We start from the raw sequence: 20,283 nt of genomic DNA, 5'->3' as shown, positions 1-20,283 counted from the left end.
GACCGGTACGGCTCAGTAGGCACCGCGTTCCTTCGCGAGGTTCCTGTTCTGGTTGTGCTCTTCGAGGGTTTCGGCGAAGCAGGACAGCCCGTTCTTCTCGCACTTGACGAAGAACAGCATCTCGCCCTCGGCCGGTTTCGCGGCCGCGTCGATGGCTTCCTTGCTGGCCGACGAGATCGGCCCCGGGGTCAGGCCCTTGTTCTGGTAGGTGTTGTACGCACCGGCCTTCGCCCGGTCCTCCGGCGTGGTGGTCACGATCGGCCGGTCGAGCACGTAGTTGATGGTCGAGTCCATCTCCAGGCGCATGTTGTCCTCGAGCCGGTTGTAGATCACCCGCGCGATCTTCGTGAAGTCCTGCTGGACCCCTTCGCGCTCCACGATCGAGGCGATCACCAGGATCTCGTACGGCGACTTCCCGGTACCGTCGGCGATCTTCGGCAGGCCGGCCGCCTGGAGGCGGACGGTCGACACCTTCAGCACCTCGGTGAGCAGCTGGGTGGCGTCCCAGCCGGGCTTCACGTCGTACACGCCGGGCTGGATGAGCCCTTCGAGGCGTCGTTTCGGTTCGACCTTGCCCGCGCCCTCGCGCGCCCAGTCGGGCACGCCGAGCGTGGCCAGGTCGGCGGTTTCGGACACCCTGCGCAGTTCCTCGACCGGAACGCAGGTGCTCGCGCCGTTGACCGTCGCGCAGGACGCCTTCGACAGCAGTGCGAACACGCCGTCGGTGACCTTGCCGTCGGGCTGGGTGATGTCGTCGAGCTGCGTGCCGCCGCGGATCTGCAGGATGCCCTTGCGCGAAGCGGGGTCGACCAGCTTGCCCACCGCGCTGCTGCCCGACATCTTCGTTTTCATCTGGTAGTAGCCGGGCTGGATGCTGCGGACCTTCGACTCGTCCTCGGCGGCCTCGACGAAGGCCTTCTGGCTGGCGACCACGCCGGCCTGGGTCATCTTCGTGGCGATCGCGTTGGTGGAGTCGCCCTCGGCAACCTCGACCAGCACGTCGGTCTCGCCGGTGCCCTCGAAGTCGTCGTAGCCGAACCCGAGCAGTTCCTGCGCGCCGAACCAGGCCGCACCCCCGACCACGACGATCACCAGGATCGCGGCGATCCAGCCGAACGCGCGCTTGCCGCGCTTGCGGCGCGGAGGCGGGCCGTCGGGCGGTTCCTCGCCGATGCGCTCCGGTGCCGCCCGGTCTTCGTCGTCGTAGTCGGCGTACTCGTCTTCGTCGTAGTAGTCGTCGTCGTAGAACTCGTCGTCGGTGAAGCTCTCGTACTCGTCGCGGTCACGGCGGCGGTCGTCGAATTCGGGCACCGGTTCAGGGTCCGGTTCGCGGGCGTATCGCGCCACCTGATCGGCGTCGATCACCTCGGTCGGGCGATCGTCCGGTGCGGGCTGCGGCGGGGCCGGGGGCGGGGTGGGGCGGCGCCGCGGCGGGGGCGGCGCCGGGGTCTCGGCCCGCGGCGGCGGGGGGACCTCGGCCCGAGGGGGCGGCGCGGGCGTCTCGGCACGCGGCGGCGGCGCGGCAGGCTCGGCCCGCGGGCGTCGAACTGGTTGAACCGGCGGGCGCGCGCTCGCGCGGCGCGGCGGCTGCGGTTCCGCCGCGGCGGGAACGCCGAGCTGCGGCGTGGCGAGCGAATCCTCGTCGGCATCGACGTAGCGGTGGCGGCGCCGCGGGGGCGCGGGCTCGGGGCGTGAGGGCGGTTCCTCGGCTCGCAGGCGCCGGCGACCACCGCCTTCGCGAGGCGGTGGCATGCGGGCTTCGCCGTCGCGGCGGACCGGCTCGTCCTGCTCGCGCAACCGCCGGCGGCCGCCGGCACGCGGCTGGACAGTCTCGGGCGGCACCTCGGCCTCCCGCCGCCGTCGTCTGCCGCCGCCTTCAGGTACCCCGGGAGACTCGCTCCTCACGACTCACCCTTCCGCGCGCGGAACGCCGCACGCCCGTCCAGCCAGCCTTGGAGAATCTCGACGGCGGCCGCCTGATCGACCACCGCGCGCTGCTTGCGGCCCTTGACGCCGCGCTGGGAAAGCATGCGCGACGCGGTCACCGTGGTCAGCCGCTCATCGGCGTAACGCACCGGGACCGGCGCCACCCGCGCCGCGAGCAGTTCACCGTATTCGACCGCGATGGCGGCGGCGGAGCCGTGCCGGTCCGCGAGCGTTCTCGGCAGTCCCACGATCACCTCGACCACCTCGTGCTCGGCCACCAGGGCCGCCAGCTGCTCAACGTCACCATTGTCTGCCGCATCACGCGACAGGGTAACCAGTGGAGAGGCGAGCAGGGGCGCCGGATCACTGAGCGCGACACCGACCCGGACCGAGCCGACATCAACGGCAAGCCGGCGGCCGGCCCCGGGATCCTGCTCCCCGGGCCGGTCCGCCTTACGCTGGGTCACCCGCCGGTTACCGCGGCGCGAAGCGCCTCGATCGCCTTGGCCACGCCGGCCGGGTTCGAGCCGCCGCCCTGGGCCATGTCCGGCTTGCCGCCGCCACGCCCGCCGATCGCCTCGGCGAACGACGGCACCAGCTTGCCCGCGGCGAAGCCCTTGTCCCGCGCCGCCGACGTGGTGGCGACGACAAAGCTGACCTTCTCCCCCGCCGGCGAGAACAACGCCACCACGCCCGGCCGGTTGCCGAGCCGGTTGCGGATCTCGGTGGCCAGCGCGCGCAGCCCGTTGCCGTCGATCCCGTCGAGTTGCTCGGCCACCACGCTGACCCCGCCGAGGTCGGCGGCCTTGGCCGCCAGCTCGCCGGCGGACCCCAGCACCTGGCGGGTCTTGAGCTGCTCGATCTCCTTCTCCGCCGAGCGCAGTCGCGTCAGCAGGTCCTCGATGCGCGACGGCAGCTGCTCGGTCGGCACCTTCAGCGAACCGGCCAGCTGCGAGACCAGCAGCTGCTCCTTGCGGACGTACCGCAGCGCGTCCGTGCCGACCAGCGCCTCGACGCGGTGCACGCCCGAGCCGATCGACGCGTCGGACACCAGCTTGACCAGGCCGAGCTGGCCGATGCGCTCGACGTGCGTGCCACCGCACAGCTCACGCGAGTACTCACCCATGTCGACCACGCGGACGTCGTTGCCGTACTTCTCGCCGAACAGCGCGACCGCGCCCAGTTCGAGCGCCTTGTCCTTGGTGGTGACGTAGCTCTGCACCTCGACGTCGGTCTGGAGGTAGTCGTTGACCTCCTCCTCGACCTCGGTCAGCACGTCGGCCGAGACCGGGCCCGCGGTGGTGAAGTCGAACCGCATGCGGCCCGGCGAGTTCAGCGAACCGGCCTGCGCCGCGCGCTTGCCGTAGGCGCCGCGCACCGCCGCGTGCACCAGGTGCGTGGCCGAGTGCGAGCGCTCGATCATCGACCGGCGGGCAGCGTCGACCGAACCGGTCAGCTCGGTGTCGAGCCCGAGTTCACCGGCGACGACCTCCGCGCGGTGCACGAACAGCCCCTGCACGACCTTCTGCACGTCGTGCACCTTCAGCTCGACGCCGGAGCCGATCAGCACACCGGTGTCGGCGACCTGGCCACCGCTTTCCGCGTAGAACGGCGTGCGGTCGAGCATGACCTCGACCTTCTGGCCGGCGCCGGCGCTGCGCACCGGCACACCGTCGGCGACCAGGCCGATCACCCTGGCGGTCGCCTGCAGGTCGGTGTAGCCGAGGAACTGCGTCTCGCCGTGCTGCTCGAGCACCTCGCGGTAGACCGACAGGTCGCCGTGCCCGCTCTTGCGGGCCGCCGCGTCGGCCTTCGCGCGCTGGCGCTGCTCCTCCATCAGCGTGCGGAAACCGTCCTCATCCACGGTCAGGCCCTGCTCGGCGGCCATCTCGAGGGTCAGGTCGATCGGGAAGCCGTAGGTGTCGTGCAGCTGGAACGCCTTGTCACCGGCGAGGATGCCGCCACCGGCCGACTTGGTCTCCTCGGCGGCGAGGTCGAAGATCCGCGACCCCGAGGTGAGCGTGGAGAGAAAGGCCTCTTCTTCGGTTTTGACCACGTCGGAGATACGGTCGAAATCGGCGACCAGTTCAGGGTAGGACGGGCCCATCGCGTCGCGGACCACGCCGGCGAACTCCGGCAGCACCGGCTCGTGCACGCCGAGCAGGCGCATCGAGCGCACGATGCGGCGGAGCAGGCGGCGCAGCACGTACCCGCGGCCGTCGTTGCCGGGGGTGACCCCGTCGCCGATCAGCATCACACCGGACCGCGCGTGGTCGGCGATCACGCGGAAGCGCACGTCGTCGGTGTGGTCGGCGCCGTAGCGGCGGCCGGAGAACTCCTCGGCGCGCGCGATCACCGGGCGCACCAGGTCGGTCTCGTAGACGTTCTCCACACCCTGCAGCAGGTAGGCGACGCGCTCGACGCCCATGCCGGTGTCGATGTTCTTCTTCGGCAACTCGCCGATCGGCGGGTGGCCGTACTTGGGGCTCTCCTCGCCCCGCACGTCCTGCATGAAGACGAGGTTCCAGATCTCCAGGTAGCGGTCCTCGTCGACGACCGGGCCGCCCTCGCGGCCGAACTGCGGGCCGCGGTCGTAGTAGATCTCCGAGCACGGCCCACCGGGACCGGGCACGCCCATGTCCCAGTAGTTGTCGCGGCCGTCGCGCGACTGGATGCGCTCCGACGGCACACCGGCGACCCGCTGCCACAGGCCGGCCGCCTCCGAGTCGTTCTCGTAGACGGTGACCCAGATGCGCTCGGGATCGAAGCCGAAGCCGCCGTCGTCCTGGGACTTGGTGATCAGCTCCCAGGCGTTCTCGATGGCGCCTTCCTTGAAGTAGTCGCCGAAGGAGAAGTTCCCGGCCATCTGGAAGAAGGTGTTGTGCCGGGTGGTCTTGCCGACCTCGTCGATGTCGCCGGTGCGCACGCACTTCTGGATGCTGGTGGCGCGCGGGTACGGCGGCGGCACCTCACCGAGGAAGTACGGCTTGAACTGGACCATGCCCGCGTTGACGAAGAGCAGGTTCGGGTCGTCCAGGATCAGCGAGGCGCTGGGCACCCTGGTGTGCCCGCGGCCCTCGAAATGGGCGAGGAAGCGCTTGTTGATCTCGTGTGTTTCCACTGGTCTTTCCTTGCGCTGGGGCTCGGCCGCGGGCAGGCGGCCACACGCCGAGCCGGGAACGGGGGCTGGCTGCGGCGGCGGAGGGTCCGGCGCGGCGTCGGCGGACGCGGCCCGGTCAGCCCTCCGCCCGGCGAGCTCGCCGGTCCGCGGCGTGCCTGCCCTGCGGCCGCGACGGCAGCCCGGCGCGGTCCTCGACCAGGTCGTTCAGTTCCTGCTCGCGCTCGTTCATCCCGGCGCGCACCTCCGCGCCGAAGGAGCCCACCGCGCCAGCGAGTTCGCGCACGGCGTCACCGAGGTTCGCCGCGACACCGGCCGGGGTGGCCTGCCGCGCGGTTTCGGTCGCCTTGCGCGAGATCGCGACGCCGGCGACCACTCCGACTCCGAGCCAGAACAGCCGCTTCATGACTTCCTGCTCCTCTTCCGGCCGCGCACCGGCTTCCCGTTCGCCTTGGCCCGGCGAGCCTTGACGGCCTTGCTGATGCCGTAGGACAGCGCCGCGGTCTTGACCAGCGGTCCGCCGAGCGTCGCGGTGAACACCGACGACAGCGCCGAAACGTTGCCGCTGACCGCCTGGGCGTTGGCGGTGATGCCGTCCACCCGCTCGAGCTGGGTGTTGACGTGGGTGATGGTCTGGTTGGCCCCGGTGAGCAGCGGGTCGGTGTTCTCGTGTGCCTTGCGGATGGCGATGGTCGCCTCGTCCAGCGTGCGGCCGAGCTTGAGCAACGGGATCGCCAGCAGCACCACCAGCACAACGAAGGCGCCTGCGGCGATGAGCGCGGCGATCTGCCCTGCCGACACGAGGTCCTCCTGGAATTTCGGGGCCAGCTGATTGCCGGTCAGGCTACCGTGCGTGGCTGTCCTCCACCGTACTGGCCCGGTGCTGTCCCAGCCGCCGCAGGAAGTCCGTGCTCTCCCGCACGCCGAGGGCCCGCGCGCGCAACGCGGTGAACTGTGCGGCGGCCTCGCGGACGGCCGCGGCGCGATCGCAGAACACGTCGCGCTCGATCCCGCCGGTGACCATCACCGCGGGCGCCGGGCGCGGGAAGAAGTGCAGCGTGACGGTGCGCCCGAGGAACGGGTGCGCGCCCGCGCCGAGCGGCAGCACGTGGATCTCGACGTTCGGCGCGGTCTCGTTCAACCAGCACAACCGCGCCAGCTGCGCGGCCATGACCGCTTCACCGCCGATCCCGGCGCGCAGTGCCGCTTCGCCGAGCACGCAGCGCAACCGCAGGCGCGGCCGGTCGGTGCGCTCGAGGCAGTCCTGGCGGCCGAGGTGGAGTTCAACCAGTTTGACCGGCCCCTCGGCGAGCAGGGCTTCGGTGTACCCGCGCACCTGCAGCACGGGCGGGATCAGTTCACCCGAGTAGTGGACGGTTTCGCGTGCCTGCGCTTCGAGGGCGAGCACGCGGCGCAGGTTCGCCGGGACGCGCACGGAGCCGTAGGTGCCGCGTGGCTTGCGACTGTGGGACGAGCGCGCGAACTGGATCAGCTCCTCGCGCTGGACCGGTCCGGCGCCGTAGCGCAGGAGGAGCTTCTCCAGCTCCGCCGGTTTCGCACCGGACCGCCCGAGTTCGAGGTCGCCGATCTTGGAGGTGGTGCAGCCGAGCAGTTCGGCCGCTTCACCGCGGGTGACGCCCGCCTGCTCGCGCATCCGGCGCAGCACGGCCGCGACCTGCACCCGTTCGGTGGGGAAGGGCTGGGACACGGCGTCACGGTAGCACAAGTGACCTATGCCACTACTCCGTGTGCTAGAACGCTGTTTGTCGAGACAACCGCACCGACGGGATGGCGCATGAAGCACGTGCACGCAGGCAAGGTCCGCGATCTGTACGAGTGGGAGGGCGACATCCTGCTCGTGGCGTCGGACCGCGTTTCCGTCTACGACGTGTCCCTGCCGACGCCGGTACCGGACAAGGGCAAGCTGCTCACCCAGCTGTCGGTGTGGTGGTTCGAGCACCTGCGCGACGTGGTGCCCAACCACCTGATCTCGGCCACCGACGTACCCGCCGAGTTCGCCGGGCGCGGTATCCGCTGCAAGCCGCTGAAGATGATCCAGGTCGAGTGCATCGCCCGCGGCCACCTGACCGGGCTCGGCCTGCGGGAGTACCAGCGCGACGGCGCGGTGTCCGGGATCCGCCTGCCCGAGGGCCTGGTCGAAGGCGACAAGCTGCCGGAGCCGATCTTCACGCCGACCACGAAGATCTCCGACACCGGGCACGACGAGTTCATGACCTTCGACGAGGTGGTCGCCGAGATCGGGGCGGACACCGCGGACCGCCTCCGCGAGGTGACCCTGGAGATCTACCGCCGGGGCGCCGAGCACGCCGCGTCGAAGGGCGTGATCATCGCGGACACCAAGCTGGAGTTCGGCTTCGACGCCGACGGCACGCTGACCCTCGGCGACGAGGTGCTCACCTCCGACTCGTCCCGCTTCTGGCCGGCCGACGAGTGGGAGCCGGGCCGCCCGCAGCGCTCGTTCGACAAGCAGTTCGTGCGCGACTGGTCGCTGACGACCGGCTGGGACAAGACCCCGCCCGGCCCGGAGATCCCGGCCGACGTGGTGGCCGCGACCAGGGCGAAGTACGTCGAGGTCTACGAGCGGATCACCGGGAACTCCTGGACCAGCTGACGTTCTTGTTCCGTTCACCCCGGTAGGCAAGGGTTCGGGCCATGTCTGAACTGTCACGCCGCCGGCTGCTGGCCACCTCCGGGGCCGCGCTCGCCGGCTCGCTGCTGCCGCCGTCCCTGCACGCCGCCATGGCCGCGCCGATGCGCCGGGGCCGCGGCCTCGGCGAGGTCGAGCACGTCATCGTGCTCATGCAGGAGAACCGCTCGTTCGACCACTACTACGGCACGCTGCGCGGGGTGCGCGGCTTCGGTGACACGCACCCGCTCCCGCTGCCCGGTGGTGGCGACGTGTTCCACCAGCCGAACCCGGCCGGCGGCGTGGTGCTGCCGTTCTCCCTGCGCGAGGGCGCGGCCAGGGCGGGTCGCGACCCGGACGACATCCAGTACCTCGGGGACCTCGACCACAGCTGGGGCGGCAGCGGCAAGGCGTGGGCCAGGGGCTGGAACAACGCGTGGATCGCGGCGAAGGGCGCGGCCACGATGACCTACTACGACCGCGCGGACATCGCGCTGCAGTACGAACTGGCCGACACGTTCACCATCTGCGACGCCTACCACTGCTCGATCTTCGGCTCCACCAACCCGAACCGGAACTTCCTGATGACCGGGACCACCGGGTTCGAGCCGAACGGCACGCGGGCGGTGACCAACGCGGCCTACTCGTACGACCACCCCGGTTATTCGTGGACGACCTACCCGGAGCGGTTGCAGGCCGCGGGGGTGTCATGGCGGATCTACCAGGAGTGGGACAACTTCACCGACAACGCGGTCGAGTACTTCGTGCCGTTCAAGAAGATCGGGCACAAGATCCTCGCCGCGGTGCCGGGCGGGTACCGCACCACCGAGGAGTTCTACTTCTCGCTGTTCGACAAGTCGCCCGAGGAGCAGAAGGCGCTGCTGGCGAAGTTCGAAGAAGGTCGCGCCAGGTTGACCGCCGCCGAGCGCGAGCTGTTCGACCGGGCGATGTTCCGCAGCGAGCCGGAGTCACTGGTCGGCAGGCTGCGCGCGGACATCGCGGCCGGCACGCTGCCGAAGGTCAGCTGGCTGGTGCCCTCGGCGGCGGACTCGGAACACCCTGGCGCGTCGACCCCGGTGGGCAGCGCGAACCTGATCTACGACGTGCTGGACGCGATCGCCGCCGATCAGGACACCTGGTCGAAGACCGTGCTGCTGCTGAACTTCGACGAGAACGACGGCTACTTCGACCACGTGCCGCCGCCGGTGCCGCCGGCCACCGCGCCCGACGACGCCGACCACGCCGGCGGGCAGCCGCTTGGTTTCGGCCCTCGCGTGCCGATGACCGTGGTGTCGCCGTGGACCATCGGCGGTTACGTGGATTCGACCGTGTACGACCACACGTCGGTGATCCGGCTGCTGGAGAAGTGGACTGGGGTCGCCGAGCCGAACATCTCGGCGTGGCGGCGGACCGTGGCGGGCGACCTGACCGGCGCGTTCGACTTCGACCGCGCGGGCGAGCCGCCGGCGGTGACCAAGCCGGGCCCGGTGCCCGAGCCGATCTCACGCTGGCACCCGACGCCGCCGGAGGAGCAGGCGCTGCCGGCGCCCGAGCCGGGCCGTCGGCGGGCACGCGCGCTGCCGTACCAGGCGTCGGTGTCCGGCGGGCTGAACACGCGCGGCGAACTCGAACTCGCGCTGCACAACAGCGGCGCGGCCGCGGCGCATTTCGCGATCTACGCGTACACGGGCGAACTGGCTGAACCGGCGCACCGCGACGTGACCGGCACGCTCACCGAGACCCTGCCGAACAAGGGCGACGAGTACCGCGTGATCGTGCAGGGCCCGAACCGCGGTTGGTGGGAACTGCGCGGTCGCCGCTCGGGAGCCGCCGCGGGCGTGCGCGTCGGGACGCGGTTCCTGCCGCACCGGAACGGGCTGGAGCTGACCCTCGAGAATACCGGCGCGGCCGCGGTGTCGCTGCGCTTGGACTCACGTGTCGTGCTGGTTGAACCGGGCAAGTCCGCGCAGGTCCCGGTGCCCACCGAGGCCGGCTGGTACGACATCCGCGTCACCGCGGACGGCGACCCCGCCTTCCTCCGCAGCCTGACCGGGCACATGGAAAACGGGCAGCCGAGCTTCACCCCGCGGTAGCGCCCACGCGACCCTCGCGATGCGGCAAAGCCACGCCGTATAGGTCGTTATACGGGTGCCGGGGCTACTGCCCGCGAATGGTCCGGCGCAGCTTCGGCACCCGTTCGGCCAGCGTGCGCTCGGCCCCGCGCTGGGTCGGGTGGTAGTAGTCCGTGCCGACCAGGACGTCCGGCGGGTACTGCTGGCTGAGCACCCCCTCCGGCACGTTGTGCGGATACCGGTACCCCTGCGCGTTGCCGAGCTTCTCCGCGCCCGCGTAGTGACCGTCGCGCAGGTGCGGCGGGACCGTGCCGAGCTTGCCGGCCCGCACGTCCGCCAGCGCGGCGTCGATGCCGGTGATCACCGCGTTGGACTTCGGCGCGGTGGCCAGGTGCACGGTCGCCTGCGCGAGCGCGAGCCTGCCCTCGGGCATGCCGATGAACTGCACGGCGTGCGCGGCGGCCACGGCTGACTGCAACGCGGTCGGGTCCGCCATGCCGATGTCCTCGCTGGCGTGCACCACCAGCCGCCTGGCCAGGAAGCGCGGGTCCTCCCCCGCCTCGATCATCCTGGCCAGGTAGTGCAGCGCGGCGTCCACGTCGGACCCGCGGATGGACTTGATGAACGCGCTGATCACGTCGTAGTGCTGGTCACCGTCGCGGTCGTAGCGCACCGCCGCCTTGTCCACAGTGGACTCGACGGTGGCCAGGTCGATCATGCCGTGCTCGGTCGCGCCAGCCGCGTCGGCGGCCGCTTCCAGCGCGGTCAGCGCGCGGCGCGCGTCTCCGGAAGCGAGCCGGACCAGGTGCTCGCGTGCGTCGTCGGCCAGTTCCAGCGCACCACCGAGACCGCGTTCGTCGGCCAGCGCGCGGTCGATCAGTTCGCTCACGTCGTTGTCGGTGAGCGGGCGAAGCTGCAACACCAGCGAACGCGACAGCAGCGGCGAGACCACCGAGAACGACGGGTTCTCCGTGGTGGCCGCGACCAGCAGGACCGTGCGGTCCTCGACCGCGCCGAGCAGGGCGTCCTGCTGGGTCTTGGAGAAGCGGTGCACCTCGTCGATGAACAGCACGGTGTTCTCGGCGTTGTAGTTGCGGCGGCGCCGGGCCTCCTCGATGACCCCGCGCACCTCCTTGACCCCGGCCGACAGCGCCGACAGCGCGACGAACCGGCGGCCGGTGGCGGTGGACACCAGGTTCGCCAGCGTGGTCTTGCCCGTGCCCGGCGGCCCGTAGAGCAGCACCGACGCGGGCGCGGCGCCCTCGACCAGGCGGCGCAGTGGCGCGCCCTCGCCGAGCAGGTGCTGCTGGCCGACCACCTCGTCGAGCGTGCGCGGCCGCATCCGCACCGCCAGCGGGGAGCCGACCGGGACCGGCTGCCGGGCCACCGGCTCCGCGGGTTCCGGCGGTGGAGCCGCCACGTCCGGGTTCACCGTGAAGAGTTCGTCCTGCGCCACGGGGTTGACGTTAGCCGCTGGGTCCGACAACCACTCCGCTGGCCGCGAACACCCGTGCGATTCGCCACCACCGCGAGCAGACTCGGGCGCATGGTCGAACGGGTCGCGGTGCTGTCCGACATCCACGGGGTGCTCCCCGCGCTGGACGCGGTGCTGGCCGAACCGGACGTGGCGAGCGCGGACCGGATCGTGCTGACCGGCGACATCGCGGCCGGGCCGCAGCCGGTCGAGGTGCTGGACCGGCTCGTCGCGCTGGGTGAACGGGCGGTGTGGGTCAACGGAAACGCCGATCGGGAACTGGTGCAGCTGGCCGGCGGCGGTGAGACGGAGATTCCCGATCCGATCGTGCCGTGGTGTGCCGAACAGCTACGGTCCGACCAGGTCGACCTGCTGGCGCGGTTGCCCGCCACGGCCCGGCTGGAGGTCGCCGGGCTGGGCTCGGTCCTGTTCTGCCACGCCACCCCGCGCGACGACGAGGAGGTTGTGCTGGTGGACAGCTCCCTCGCGCGGTGGGCCGAGGTGCTGGAGGGCGTGACCGAGGAGACCGTGGTGTGCGGTCACACGCACATGCCGTTCAGCAGGCTGGTCGACCGGCGGCTGGTGGTGAACGCGGGCAGCGTCGGCATGCCGTATGGATCGCCCGGCGCGCATTGGGTGCTGCTCGGCGGCACGGGCGGACCGGCCGTGCAGCACCGGCGCACGCTGTTCGACGCCGAGGCCGCAGCCGACGCGATCGCCGCGACGTCGAGTTACGCGGACATCGAGGAGTGGGTGCGCTACTTCGTGCGGACCCCGGTGTCGGACACCGAGGCGCTCGCGGTGTTCGCTCCGCGCGACGGACGCGGTTCGTGACGGGTGAGCGTGCCCGCGGCGCGGAAGGTCAGGTCGCGCAGGTTCGACAACCCCGGCCGGAGCGTGAAGGCGCCGAGCAGTCGCGCGGCCGTCGCGACGCGCTGGGACGGCCGCCTGCGCTCGCGGTCGTACTGGTTCAACACGGGCTCCGGATCAGGGCTTTTGGCGAGCCGCGTGCCGAGCGCGACGCCGTCGGCCAGTGCCTGGCAGGCGCCCTGGCCGAGGTCCGCGGTCATCAGGTGGGCCGCGTCGCCGATCAGCACCGCGTTCCCGGAGACGAAGCTCGGTAGCCGGGGCGCGAGGTAGCGGATCGGGTAGTTCAGGATCTCCGCGCCGGCGCTGCGCTCGATCAGCGACGGGACCGGGTCGCACCAGTCGCCGAACAGTTCACGCAGTTGAACCATCGGGTCGTCACCGAGGCCGCCCTGCGGGACGCGGATCGGGGCGTACCAGTTGGTCAGCCCGCCCTCGGCGGGGGTGACGCCGAACTTGCGCCCGCGGCCGAAGATCTCCTGGCTGACTTCCCCGTCGGACGGCACCATGCCGATCCACGCGGAGTAGCCCGAGTAACGCGGCCGGTGCGCGGCGCCGAAGCGCGCCTCACGCACGGCGCTGCCGATGCCGTCCGCGCCGACGACCACGTCGTATTCGGCACAGAGGTCGGCGACATCGGCCGGTCCAACTGGTTGACCCGTGCGCACCAGAGCCGACGGCAGGGCGTCGCGCAGCAGGCTGATCAACGCGGCGCGCGAGATCAGCACGGGCAGGTCGCCGGTCCGGCGCTCGAGGCGGCCGACGTTGAGCCGGGCCAGCGTCCGGCCGTCCGACCGGCGGAACCGCATCTCCTGCTGGGCGACGCCGGTGCGCCGTACCCGCTCCCCCAGCCCGATCGCGTCCAGCGCACACAACGCCTCGGGCCACATGCCGAGCGCCGTGCCGCGCCCTTCGATCCGGTCGCGCCGCTCGAACACCGTCACGTCCCGGTTCTGCTGGTGCAACGCGAGCGCACAAGCCAGCCCGCCGATTCCGCCACCGACCACCGCGATTCTCGCTGTCATGCGACCACCCTACTACAGGTGTAGTCCCAAACGTAGTCACAGATGTAGTACTAGGCTGTCGGGGTGGCTCCATCCAGAGAACGGACCCGGCGCGACGAAGTGGTCGAAGCGGCGACCACGGTGCTCGGCACCCAGGGCGCGCGAGGTCTGACCCATCGCGCCGTCGACGCGGAGGCCGGACTGCCGGCCGGCACCACGTCGAACCACTTCCGCACGCGCGGGGCGTTGCTCGCGGGCGTACTGGCGGGACTGGCCGAGCGTGACTTCACCGTGGCCACCGAGTTCGCCGGTGAAGGGCTCGCCGAGGGTGCCGCCCGGTTCGCCCGGCACATGGCCGGGCCGGATCGCGTCGCGACGCTCGCGCGGTACGCCCTGTTCCTCGAAGCGGCCTGGGACCCGCAGCTGCGGCTTCAGCTCGAGGTGACCGGGACGCGGGCGGCGGCGCCGCTGCGCGCGTTGCTCGTCGCGTCCGGGTCGGCCGATCCGGACCGGCACGCGAAGATCCTGCTCGACCACATCGAGGGCATGGTGTTGCACGAGCTGACCCGGCCCTCGGGTGACTTCCGGCCGGAGGAACCGCTCCGGCTGCTGGTCAGCGCGCTGGGGCTGGGCGGTTCTCCCAGTACGACCGCCACATGATCCGCGCCGCGTAGGGCAGCAGGTCGCGGCCGCGGCGCCACAGCCACGGAATGCCCTTCAGCACCAGCCAGCCGACGTGCTGCACCGCGCCCGCGGTCGCGCCACCTGAACACTCCAGGCTGACCGGCACCCGGATCTCCACCCCCGCCTCGGTGAGCAGGTCGGCGAAACCCTGGGCGAGCATCCGGTGCCCCAGTTCCGACGGGTGCAGCCGGTCCACGCTCCACGCGGCCAGGTCGTACGCGCCCGGCAGGCTCATCAGGTCCAGGCAGGGCACCCCGCGCGTGGCGACCACCCCGTCGATCACCGCGTTCAGCTCGTCGATCCGGGCCCGGAGCGCGCGGTAGAGCGAACCGGGCAGGCGGAAGACGCGGCCGTGGTCGTGGAACCGCACCGGGATCACCACGGAACCGGCGGCCCGCAGCTCGGTGACCACGTGGTCGAGGTCGGCGGCGATGGCCTCGGCGTCGAAGTCGGAGCGCAGCGTGTCGTTCATGCCGACGATCAGCAGCACCACCTCGGGGCGGTGCGCCAGCGCGACCGGCAGCTGCTCGGTGCGCACGCACCGCATCCGGGCACCGGTGAACGACGCGTTCAGATAGCCGTCCGGCTCGATGCCCAGCGCGTCGGCCACCAGCGGGCCCACCCCGCGCCAGTCCCCGCCGGGCAGCGGGTCGCCGAGACCGACCGCGGTCGAGTCACCCAGCACCGCCAGCCGGGAGACCCGGCGCGGCGCCGGTACGGGAAAGTCGGGAACCTCGGATGCCAGGGTGAATTCTTCACGCAGCACGGTCACACCGCAGACCTTCCGGCACCCAGGCTCACCCGTGGTGAGGGCCGGGTAAAGGCGTGAGGACGCCTCGGAGAATCCTCGGTGCGGTGCTACCGGAACGCCGGGTACAGCGCCAGGCTCAGCCCTGGACCGTGCCGCTCGTCCAACGCGGTGGACACCTCGAGCGCGTGCGCGGCGACGTCGTCCAGCCCGGCGCGCTCGGCGTGCTTGCCCAGGTCAGCCCACCAGCTGACCAGCGCCGCCGCGCGGCTCGTCGGCACCGCGCCGCGCTCGGCGGGCAGTTCCGGCAGCAGCTCCCAGGTCGCCAGCCAGACCCGCAGCAGCTGGCTCTCCAGCAGGTGCTCGGACAGGATGTCGTCGTCGGCGAGCGCGGGCCAGACCCCGGCCACTTCGGCCCGCCAGGCCGCCACCATCGCCTCGCTCATCCCGGCGGGCAACGCCAAGGCGTACGGGCAGGACGCGAACGGCACCCGCAGGTACGCCGCGTCGACGAGCGCACTGCGCACGCAACCGCGTTCGAAGTCGAGGAAGCGCACCCCGCCGCTCGGCGCGAGGTTGTTGTCGGGGCACAGGTCGACCGGGCTGAACGCGCGGTACCGCGGCGACGCCGCCAGCTCGGCGAGCTGCTCGGCGTGCAGGCGCACGGTGTCCGGCGTGTCCACGCCGAGGAGTTCGGACAGCAGCGCCGGCAACTGGGCGCAGGCGAGCATCGGCGTGGTGTCCTCGCCGAACGCCCGGCCGCCGAGCCGGCGCAGCAACGCGTTGAAATCGGCCTCGCGGCCGGCGGTGTTGGCGTGCAGCCTGCCCAGCGAACGCGCCCAGGACAGCAGGGCGCGCTCTGCGGCCCTGGCGTCCGAGCCGCGCAGGCGGTCCTGCAGGGTCGGCGCGCGGCCGAGGTCGTCCAGCACGAGCACCCGGTGACCGCCGTCGTGCGCGACCAGCTCCGGGCACATGCGCTCGTCCTGGGCCAGTGCGGTGAACAGCTGATAGCTGACCGCTTCCTGGGCGAACGGGTCCGGGCGGCCCTCCGGCGGCTCGCCAGGGTAGTGCTTGATCACCAGCGTGCGCGGCAACGCGAACGGCGAGGCGGCGACCCGCACCCTGACCACCGTGGCGGGGCCGGTGCCCCGCAGGTCCTCCGCGTCGACCAGGGGGATCGCGCTGCCGAACCGGTGCGCCAGCACCGCTTCGCCCGCCTTGATCGCGGCTTCGAGCGCTTCGTCAGTCTCAGTGACCTTCATGGCTTCGCCGGCGGCAACCCTGGTGCCTGCCGAAACCACCGCCCCGTTGCCCGATTTGTTCGTGGAGTCCTTCGAAGTGTCCACAGTCATTGTCCCCGACCCTACTCGTGAGCGTGCGTGCCCGTCACCCGCGTGAGAGTGGACGTTCCGTGGAGGCCCTGCGTTGTCCCCGGCGGCGCAGCATCAGCACAACGGCCGCGGCCACGACGATTCCCACCAGGTTTATCACGAGCTGGACGACGGAACCGATACAGCGGCCCCACTCGTTAAGTACGGCCGCCACCACCGCGTATCCGGCCGCCGGCACGGTGGTCACCGAGATGAACACGCCCACCAGCGCGGCCGACTTCGCCGAGGTCATCGACAGCATCCCGGCCGCGCCGGCGAGCAGCGCGACGATCAGCGAGTACGGGCCGACCTGGTAGATGAAGTCCACGTCGTGGTCACCGATGAGGGACTCCCGGTTGAACAGGCCGGTCGCCTCGCCGAGCACGGTGCCGCCGAGGGTGATCAGCATCGCGGCCGGGAAGCCGACCGCGAGCGCCAGCCCGGCCCGGCGCACCAGGTCCCACCGGCGCAGCACCAGGCCGACCGCGACGGCGGCGAGCGGGCCGAACTCCGGGCCCACCACCATCGCGCCGACGATGGTCACCGAGGAGTCGGTCACCACGCCGACCGCGGCGAGCAGGCAGGCGATGGTCAGGAAGCTGAGGAAGGTGGCGTTGAGCCGCGACTCCTCCCCTGTCCGGCCGAGCAGTTCCTGCCAGACCACCGCGTCGGCGCCCTCGCCGGGCGCGTCCTCCTCGGCCCGGTCGGCGGCGTCGGACAGCGCGGTGTCGATCACCTCGAGCGTGATGCCGCCGTGGTGGTCGAGGTCGAGCACGCACAACGCGTCGATGATCTCGTCCGCCGCCTCGCGGGCGATGTCGGCTTCCACCACATCGCCCGCGGGGTCGATCGCGGCGTCCTTGATCACCACCAGGTGCGTGGCCCCGCGGTGGTCGGACAGCACCTCGAGCACGCGGTCGGTCCGGTCGGGCGGCGAGACCGCTCTCAGGTGCAGCACCGGCTCACGCCTTGGCGGGTGCCGGCTTCGCGTCCACGCCTGCTTCCTTGCGCTGCTCGGCGGTGATCGGCGCCGGAGCGGCGGTCAGCGGGTCGTAGCCGCCGCCGGTCTTCGGGAAGGCGATCACGTCGCGCAGCGAGTCCGCACCGGCCAGCAGCATGGTGATGCGGTCCCAGCCGAAGGCGATGCCGCCGTGCGGCGGCGGGCCGAACTGGAAGGCGTCGAGCAGGAAGCCGAACTTCTCCTGCGCCTCCTCGGCGGACAGGCCCATCAGCTCGAACACGCGCTTCTGCACGTCGGCGCGGTGGATACGGATGGAGCCGCCGCCGATCTCGTTGCCGTTGCAGACGATGTCGTAGGCGTAGGCCAGCGCGTTGCCGGGGTCCTGCTCGAACTTGTCGATCCACTCCGGGGTGGGCGAGGTGAACGCGTGGTGCAGGGCGTTCCAGTTGCCGCTGCCGACCGCGACGTCGTCGGACTCGTCGGCCGCGACGAACATCGGGAAGTCGACCACCCACACCAGCGACCAGGCGTTCTCGTCGATCAGGCCGAGCCGGTGCCCGATCTCCACCCGCGCCGCGCCGAGCAGGGCGCGGGCCTCGCTCGCCTTGCCCGCGGCGAAGAAGACGCAGTCGCCGGGCTTGGCGCCGACGGCCTCGGCGAGGCCGGCGCGCTCGGACTCGGACAGGTTCTTGGCGACCGGGCCGCCGAGCGTGCCGTCCTCGTTGAACAGCACGTAGGCGAGGCCGCGGTGGCCGCGCTGCTTGGCGAACTCCTGCCAGCCGTCGAGCGTGCGGCGCGGCTGGCTCGCGCCACCGGCCATCACCACGGCACCGACGTACGGCGCCTGGAACACCCGGAACGGGGTGTCGGCGAAGTATTCGGTCATCTCGGTCAGCTCGAGGTCGAAGCGCAGGTCCGGCTTGTCCGAGCCGTACTTCGCCATCGCGTCGGCGTAGCTGAGGCGGCGGAACGGTCGCGGCAGCTCGACGTCGATCAGCTTCCACAGCGCGGCGACGATTTCCTCGCCGAGCGCGATCACGTCGTCCTGGTCGACGAAGCTCATCTCGATGTCGAGCTGGGTGAACTCGGGCTGGCGGTCGGCGCGGAAGTCCTCGTCCCGGTAGCAGCGGGCGATCTGGTAGTACCGCTCCAGGCCGCCGACCATGAGCAGCTGCTTGAACAGCTGGGGCGACTGCGGCAGCGCGTACCAGGAGCCGGGCTTGAGCCGCGCCGGCACCAGGAAGTCACGGGCGCCCTCGGGCGTGGAGCGGGTCATGGTCGGGGTTTCGACCTCGACGAAGTCCTGCGCGTGCAACACCTCGCGCGCGGCGCGGTTGACCTCGCTGCGCAGGCGCATCGCCTTCGCCGGGCCGCTGCGGCGCAGGTCGAGGTAGCGATGCTTGAGGCGCACCTCCTCGCCGACGTCGACGCGGTCGTCGATCGGGAACGGCAGCACGGCCGACTCCGAGAGCACCTCGAGCTCGGTCACCAGCACCTCGATGGCGCCGGTCGGGATCTCGGGGTTCTCGTTGCCTTCTGGGCGCGCGGAAACCTCGCCGGTGACGCGCAGGCAGAACTCCGAGCGCAGGCTGTGCGCGCGCTCGGCCATCTCGCCCTCGCGGAAGACAACCTGGGCGACCCCGCTGGCGTCCCGGAGATCGATGAAGATCACGCCACCGTGATCGCGCCGTCGGGCCACCCAGCCGGTGAGGACTACGGTCTGGCCGGCGTGCTCGGCACGCAGGGTGCCGGCGTTGTGGGTGCGAAGCACTGCGGTTGCTCTCCTCGGACGTGGCTCGTCTTGCCGTTCAGCAGGGTTTTTCCCCGGCAGTAGAGGCTAACGAACGACCGGTGGAGCGGCTGAGGCAGGTCAGCCGCTACAGCGGGAAGAGCGGCTCCTGCACCGGCGCCGGCGAGTCACGGCGCTGCACGGGCAGCGCACCGGCCGGTTCAGCTGGTTCGACCGTGCTCGTCCGGAAGACGTTCGAGTCGAGCCCGTGGCGGCGCATGAGACGCGCGAACCGGGCCGAGAGCTGCTTGCGGTACACCGGTTTCGCGTAGCTGCCGCGGCCGTACAACTCCCGGTACAACGGCACCAGCCCCGGGTGCTCGACGGCCAGCCAGCGGGCGAACCACTCGCGCGCGCCCGGCCGCAGGTGCAGGGCGATCGCGGTCACGCTGGTGGCACCGGCCGCGGCGATCTCGGCGAGCAGGCTGTCCAGTGCCTCGTCGGAATCGGTCAGGCCGGGCAGGATCGGTGCCACCAGCACGCCACACGGCAGCCCGGCGTCGCGGATCCGGCGCACCAGCTCCAGCCGCGCCTGCGGGCTCGGCGTGCCGGGTTCGAGGCGCTGCTGCAGCTCCCGGTCCAGCAGTGCGATCGACACGCTCAGCCCGACCGGCACCTCCGTGCTGACCGAGGACAGCAGCGGCAGGTCCCTGGTCAGCACGGTGCCCTTGGTCAGGATGGAGAACGGCGTGCCCGAATCGGCCAGCGCCGAGATGATGCCCGGCATCAGCCGGTACCGGCCCTCGGCCCGCTGGTACGGGTCGGTGTTCGTGCCCATCGCCACGTGCTCGCGCGTCCAGCTCGGCTTGCGCAGCTGGGCGGCCAGCACCTCGGGCGCGTTGACCTTGACCACCACCTGGGTGTCGAAGTCCTTGCCGGCGTCGAAATCCAGGTAGGTGTGCGAATTGCGGGCGAAGCAGTTGTGGCTCACCACGCCGTTCGCGATGAAGTCACCGGTCCCGGTGGTCAGGTCGTACATCGGGATTTCGCGCCCGAGGTCCTCCACCCGCATGACCCCCAGCCGCGCGGGCAGTTCCGTGGTGTACAGGCTGATGCCGACCAGCTGCTCGCCCGCCGCGAGGTGCGGCCGCGCGGCCGGGCCGGGACGGTCGGCGGTCACGTGCCGCCAGCCGCGCTCGGTCAGGAACCGGTGGTCGCCGCTGGCGATCAGCTCGGCGCCGTTCTCCAGCACCACGCGGTACGCGCGCTTGACCGTCACCCAGTGCGCGAGCACGCGCGTGGGCGCGCCACGGCGGTGCCCCTGGTGTGCGCGAGTACCGAACACCTCGTCACCGACCTCGATCTCCGCGAGCGGTTTGAGGTCGCCGTCGGCCATCAGCACTTCGGTGTCACCGGCGAGGCAGTACGTGCACGCGTGGGAACACCCGCGGTACGGGTTGACCGTCCAGCTGAACGGCACCGCGGAGGAACCCGGCACCTTGTTCAGCACCGAGCGCGCGCGGACCTCGTGAAAGGTCACCCCGGCGAACTCGGGTGAGGTCACCGAACGCACCAGCCCGCCGAGCCCCGGAATCGCCTGCTCGCCCTCGCCACCAACCCGCTGCCTGTCCCACCGCACGACCAGAGTCGAACACACGTTCGAACTCGTGTCAAACGCCCATC

Annotated in this window: 17 protein-coding genes; 4 read left to right on the top strand and 13 right to left on the bottom strand. The window is 71.4% G+C overall.

Going from position 1 to position 20,283, the window contains the following annotated elements; all coding sequences use genetic code 11:
* Positions 1 to 12 precede the first annotated feature (12 nt).
* The 6 genes from mltG to A4R43_RS04590 all read right to left on the bottom strand — a co-directional run bounded on the left by mltG (position 13) and on the right by A4R43_RS04590 (position 6,752).
* Positions 13 to 1,842 carry an endolytic transglycosylase MltG gene (gene mltG, locus A4R43_RS04615; RefSeq protein WP_236808769.1) on the bottom strand — a complete coding sequence of 610 codons (1,830 nt, stop codon included), beginning with the start codon at positions 1,840 to 1,842 and terminating at the stop codon, positions 13 to 15.
* A 59-nt stretch (positions 1,843 to 1,901) separates the two neighbouring features.
* A complete protein-coding gene (gene ruvX, locus A4R43_RS04610) occupies positions 1,902 to 2,393 on the bottom strand; it encodes a Holliday junction resolvase RuvX (protein ID WP_113691148.1) in 492 nt (163 codons plus the stop codon).
* Positions 2,390 to 5,047: an alanine--tRNA ligase gene (gene alaS / locus A4R43_RS04605; protein WP_113691147.1), complete on the bottom strand. Its 2,658-nt coding sequence runs from the start codon at positions 5,045 to 5,047 to the stop codon at positions 2,390 to 2,392. The genes ruvX and alaS overlap by 4 nt, the downstream gene beginning before the upstream one ends.
* A 115-nt stretch (positions 5,048 to 5,162) precedes the next feature.
* Positions 5,163 to 5,450: a hypothetical protein gene (locus A4R43_RS04600; protein ID WP_113691146.1), complete on the bottom strand. Its 288-nt coding sequence runs from the start codon at positions 5,448 to 5,450 to the stop codon at positions 5,163 to 5,165.
* Positions 5,447 to 5,845 carry a DUF948 domain-containing protein gene (locus tag A4R43_RS04595; protein WP_113691145.1) on the bottom strand — a complete coding sequence of 133 codons (399 nt, stop codon included), beginning with the start codon at positions 5,843 to 5,845 and terminating at the stop codon, positions 5,447 to 5,449. The genes A4R43_RS04600 and A4R43_RS04595 overlap by 4 nt, the downstream gene beginning before the upstream one ends.
* A 43-nt stretch (positions 5,846 to 5,888) precedes the next feature.
* Positions 5,889 to 6,752: a helix-turn-helix domain-containing protein gene (locus A4R43_RS04590; RefSeq protein WP_162788316.1), complete on the bottom strand. Its 864-nt coding sequence runs from the start codon at positions 6,750 to 6,752 to the stop codon at positions 5,889 to 5,891.
* Positions 6,753 to 6,839: 87 nt separating this feature from the next.
* Here A4R43_RS04590 and A4R43_RS04585 point away from each other — a divergent pair, with 87 nt between their 5' ends.
* Together A4R43_RS04585 and A4R43_RS04580 are read left to right on the top strand one after the other, a co-directional pair.
* A complete protein-coding gene (locus A4R43_RS04585; protein ID WP_113691143.1) occupies positions 6,840 to 7,676 on the top strand; it encodes a phosphoribosylaminoimidazolesuccinocarboxamide synthase in 837 nt (278 codons plus the stop codon).
* A gap of 41 nt (positions 7,677 to 7,717) precedes the next feature.
* Entirely contained in the window at positions 7,718 to 9,784 is a 2,067-nt protein-coding gene (locus A4R43_RS04580) for a phosphocholine-specific phospholipase C (protein ID WP_113691142.1), read from the top strand.
* Positions 9,785 to 9,848: 64 nt separating this feature from the next.
* On the opposite strand, the gene A4R43_RS04575 is transcribed toward A4R43_RS04580, so the two are convergent.
* Positions 9,849 to 11,219: a replication-associated recombination protein A gene (locus A4R43_RS04575; RefSeq protein ID WP_113691141.1), complete on the bottom strand. Its 1,371-nt coding sequence runs from the start codon at positions 11,217 to 11,219 to the stop codon at positions 9,849 to 9,851.
* A 90-nt stretch (positions 11,220 to 11,309) separates the two neighbouring features.
* On the opposite strand from A4R43_RS04575, the gene A4R43_RS04570 reads away from it, so the two are divergent.
* On the top strand, positions 11,310 to 12,071 hold the full coding sequence (locus tag A4R43_RS04570; protein WP_113697346.1) for a metallophosphoesterase family protein: 762 nt from the start codon (positions 11,310 to 11,312) through the stop codon (positions 12,069 to 12,071).
* Here A4R43_RS04570 and A4R43_RS04565 read toward each other — a convergent pair.
* Positions 11,996 to 13,129, bottom strand: coding sequence for an FAD-dependent oxidoreductase (locus tag A4R43_RS04565; protein ID WP_113691140.1), 1,134 nt, complete (start codon positions 13,127 to 13,129; stop codon positions 11,996 to 11,998). The two genes, A4R43_RS04570 and A4R43_RS04565, sit on opposite strands and share 76 nt — an antisense overlap.
* Before the next feature lie 63 nt (positions 13,130 to 13,192).
* Between A4R43_RS04565 and A4R43_RS04560 the strand changes: the two genes are divergently transcribed.
* Positions 13,193 to 13,768, top strand: a complete 576-nt coding sequence (locus A4R43_RS04560) for a TetR/AcrR family transcriptional regulator (RefSeq protein WP_113691139.1) — start codon at positions 13,193 to 13,195, stop codon at positions 13,766 to 13,768.
* On the opposite strand, the gene A4R43_RS04555 is transcribed toward A4R43_RS04560, so the two are convergent.
* The 5 genes from A4R43_RS04555 to A4R43_RS04535 all read right to left on the bottom strand — a co-directional run bounded on the left by A4R43_RS04555 (position 13,722) and on the right by A4R43_RS04535 (position 20,239).
* Positions 13,722 to 14,564 carry an SGNH/GDSL hydrolase family protein gene (locus tag A4R43_RS04555; protein ID WP_418190806.1) on the bottom strand — a complete coding sequence of 281 codons (843 nt, stop codon included), beginning with the start codon at positions 14,562 to 14,564 and terminating at the stop codon, positions 13,722 to 13,724. The two genes, A4R43_RS04560 and A4R43_RS04555, sit on opposite strands and share 47 nt — an antisense overlap.
* An 86-nt stretch (positions 14,565 to 14,650) precedes the next feature.
* Entirely contained in the window at positions 14,651 to 15,892 is a 1,242-nt protein-coding gene (locus A4R43_RS04550; RefSeq protein ID WP_418190805.1) for a phosphotransferase, read from the bottom strand.
* A 34-nt stretch (positions 15,893 to 15,926) separates the two neighbouring features.
* The gene (locus A4R43_RS04545) at positions 15,927 to 16,868 is read right to left on the bottom strand and encodes a DUF389 domain-containing protein (RefSeq protein ID WP_113691138.1); all 942 of its coding nucleotides are present in this window, start codon (positions 16,866 to 16,868) and stop codon (positions 15,927 to 15,929) included.
* 4 nt (positions 16,869 to 16,872) lie between these two features.
* On the bottom strand, positions 16,873 to 18,642 hold the full coding sequence (aspS, locus tag A4R43_RS04540) for an aspartate--tRNA ligase (protein ID WP_113691137.1): 1,770 nt from the start codon (positions 18,640 to 18,642) through the stop codon (positions 16,873 to 16,875).
* Positions 18,643 to 18,748: 106 nt separating this feature from the next.
* Positions 18,749 to 20,239: an Rv2578c family radical SAM protein gene (locus A4R43_RS04535; protein WP_113691136.1), complete on the bottom strand. Its 1,491-nt coding sequence runs from the start codon at positions 20,237 to 20,239 to the stop codon at positions 18,749 to 18,751.
* Positions 20,240 to 20,283 lie beyond the last annotated feature (44 nt).

The sequence above is a fragment of the Amycolatopsis albispora genome, from assembly GCF_003312875.1.
In the GTDB taxonomy this organism is placed as follows: domain Bacteria; phylum Actinomycetota; class Actinomycetes; order Mycobacteriales; family Pseudonocardiaceae; genus Amycolatopsis; species Amycolatopsis albispora.
Note: the sequence above shows the minus strand (reverse complement) of the source record. Positions and strands in the feature narration are given on the sequence as shown.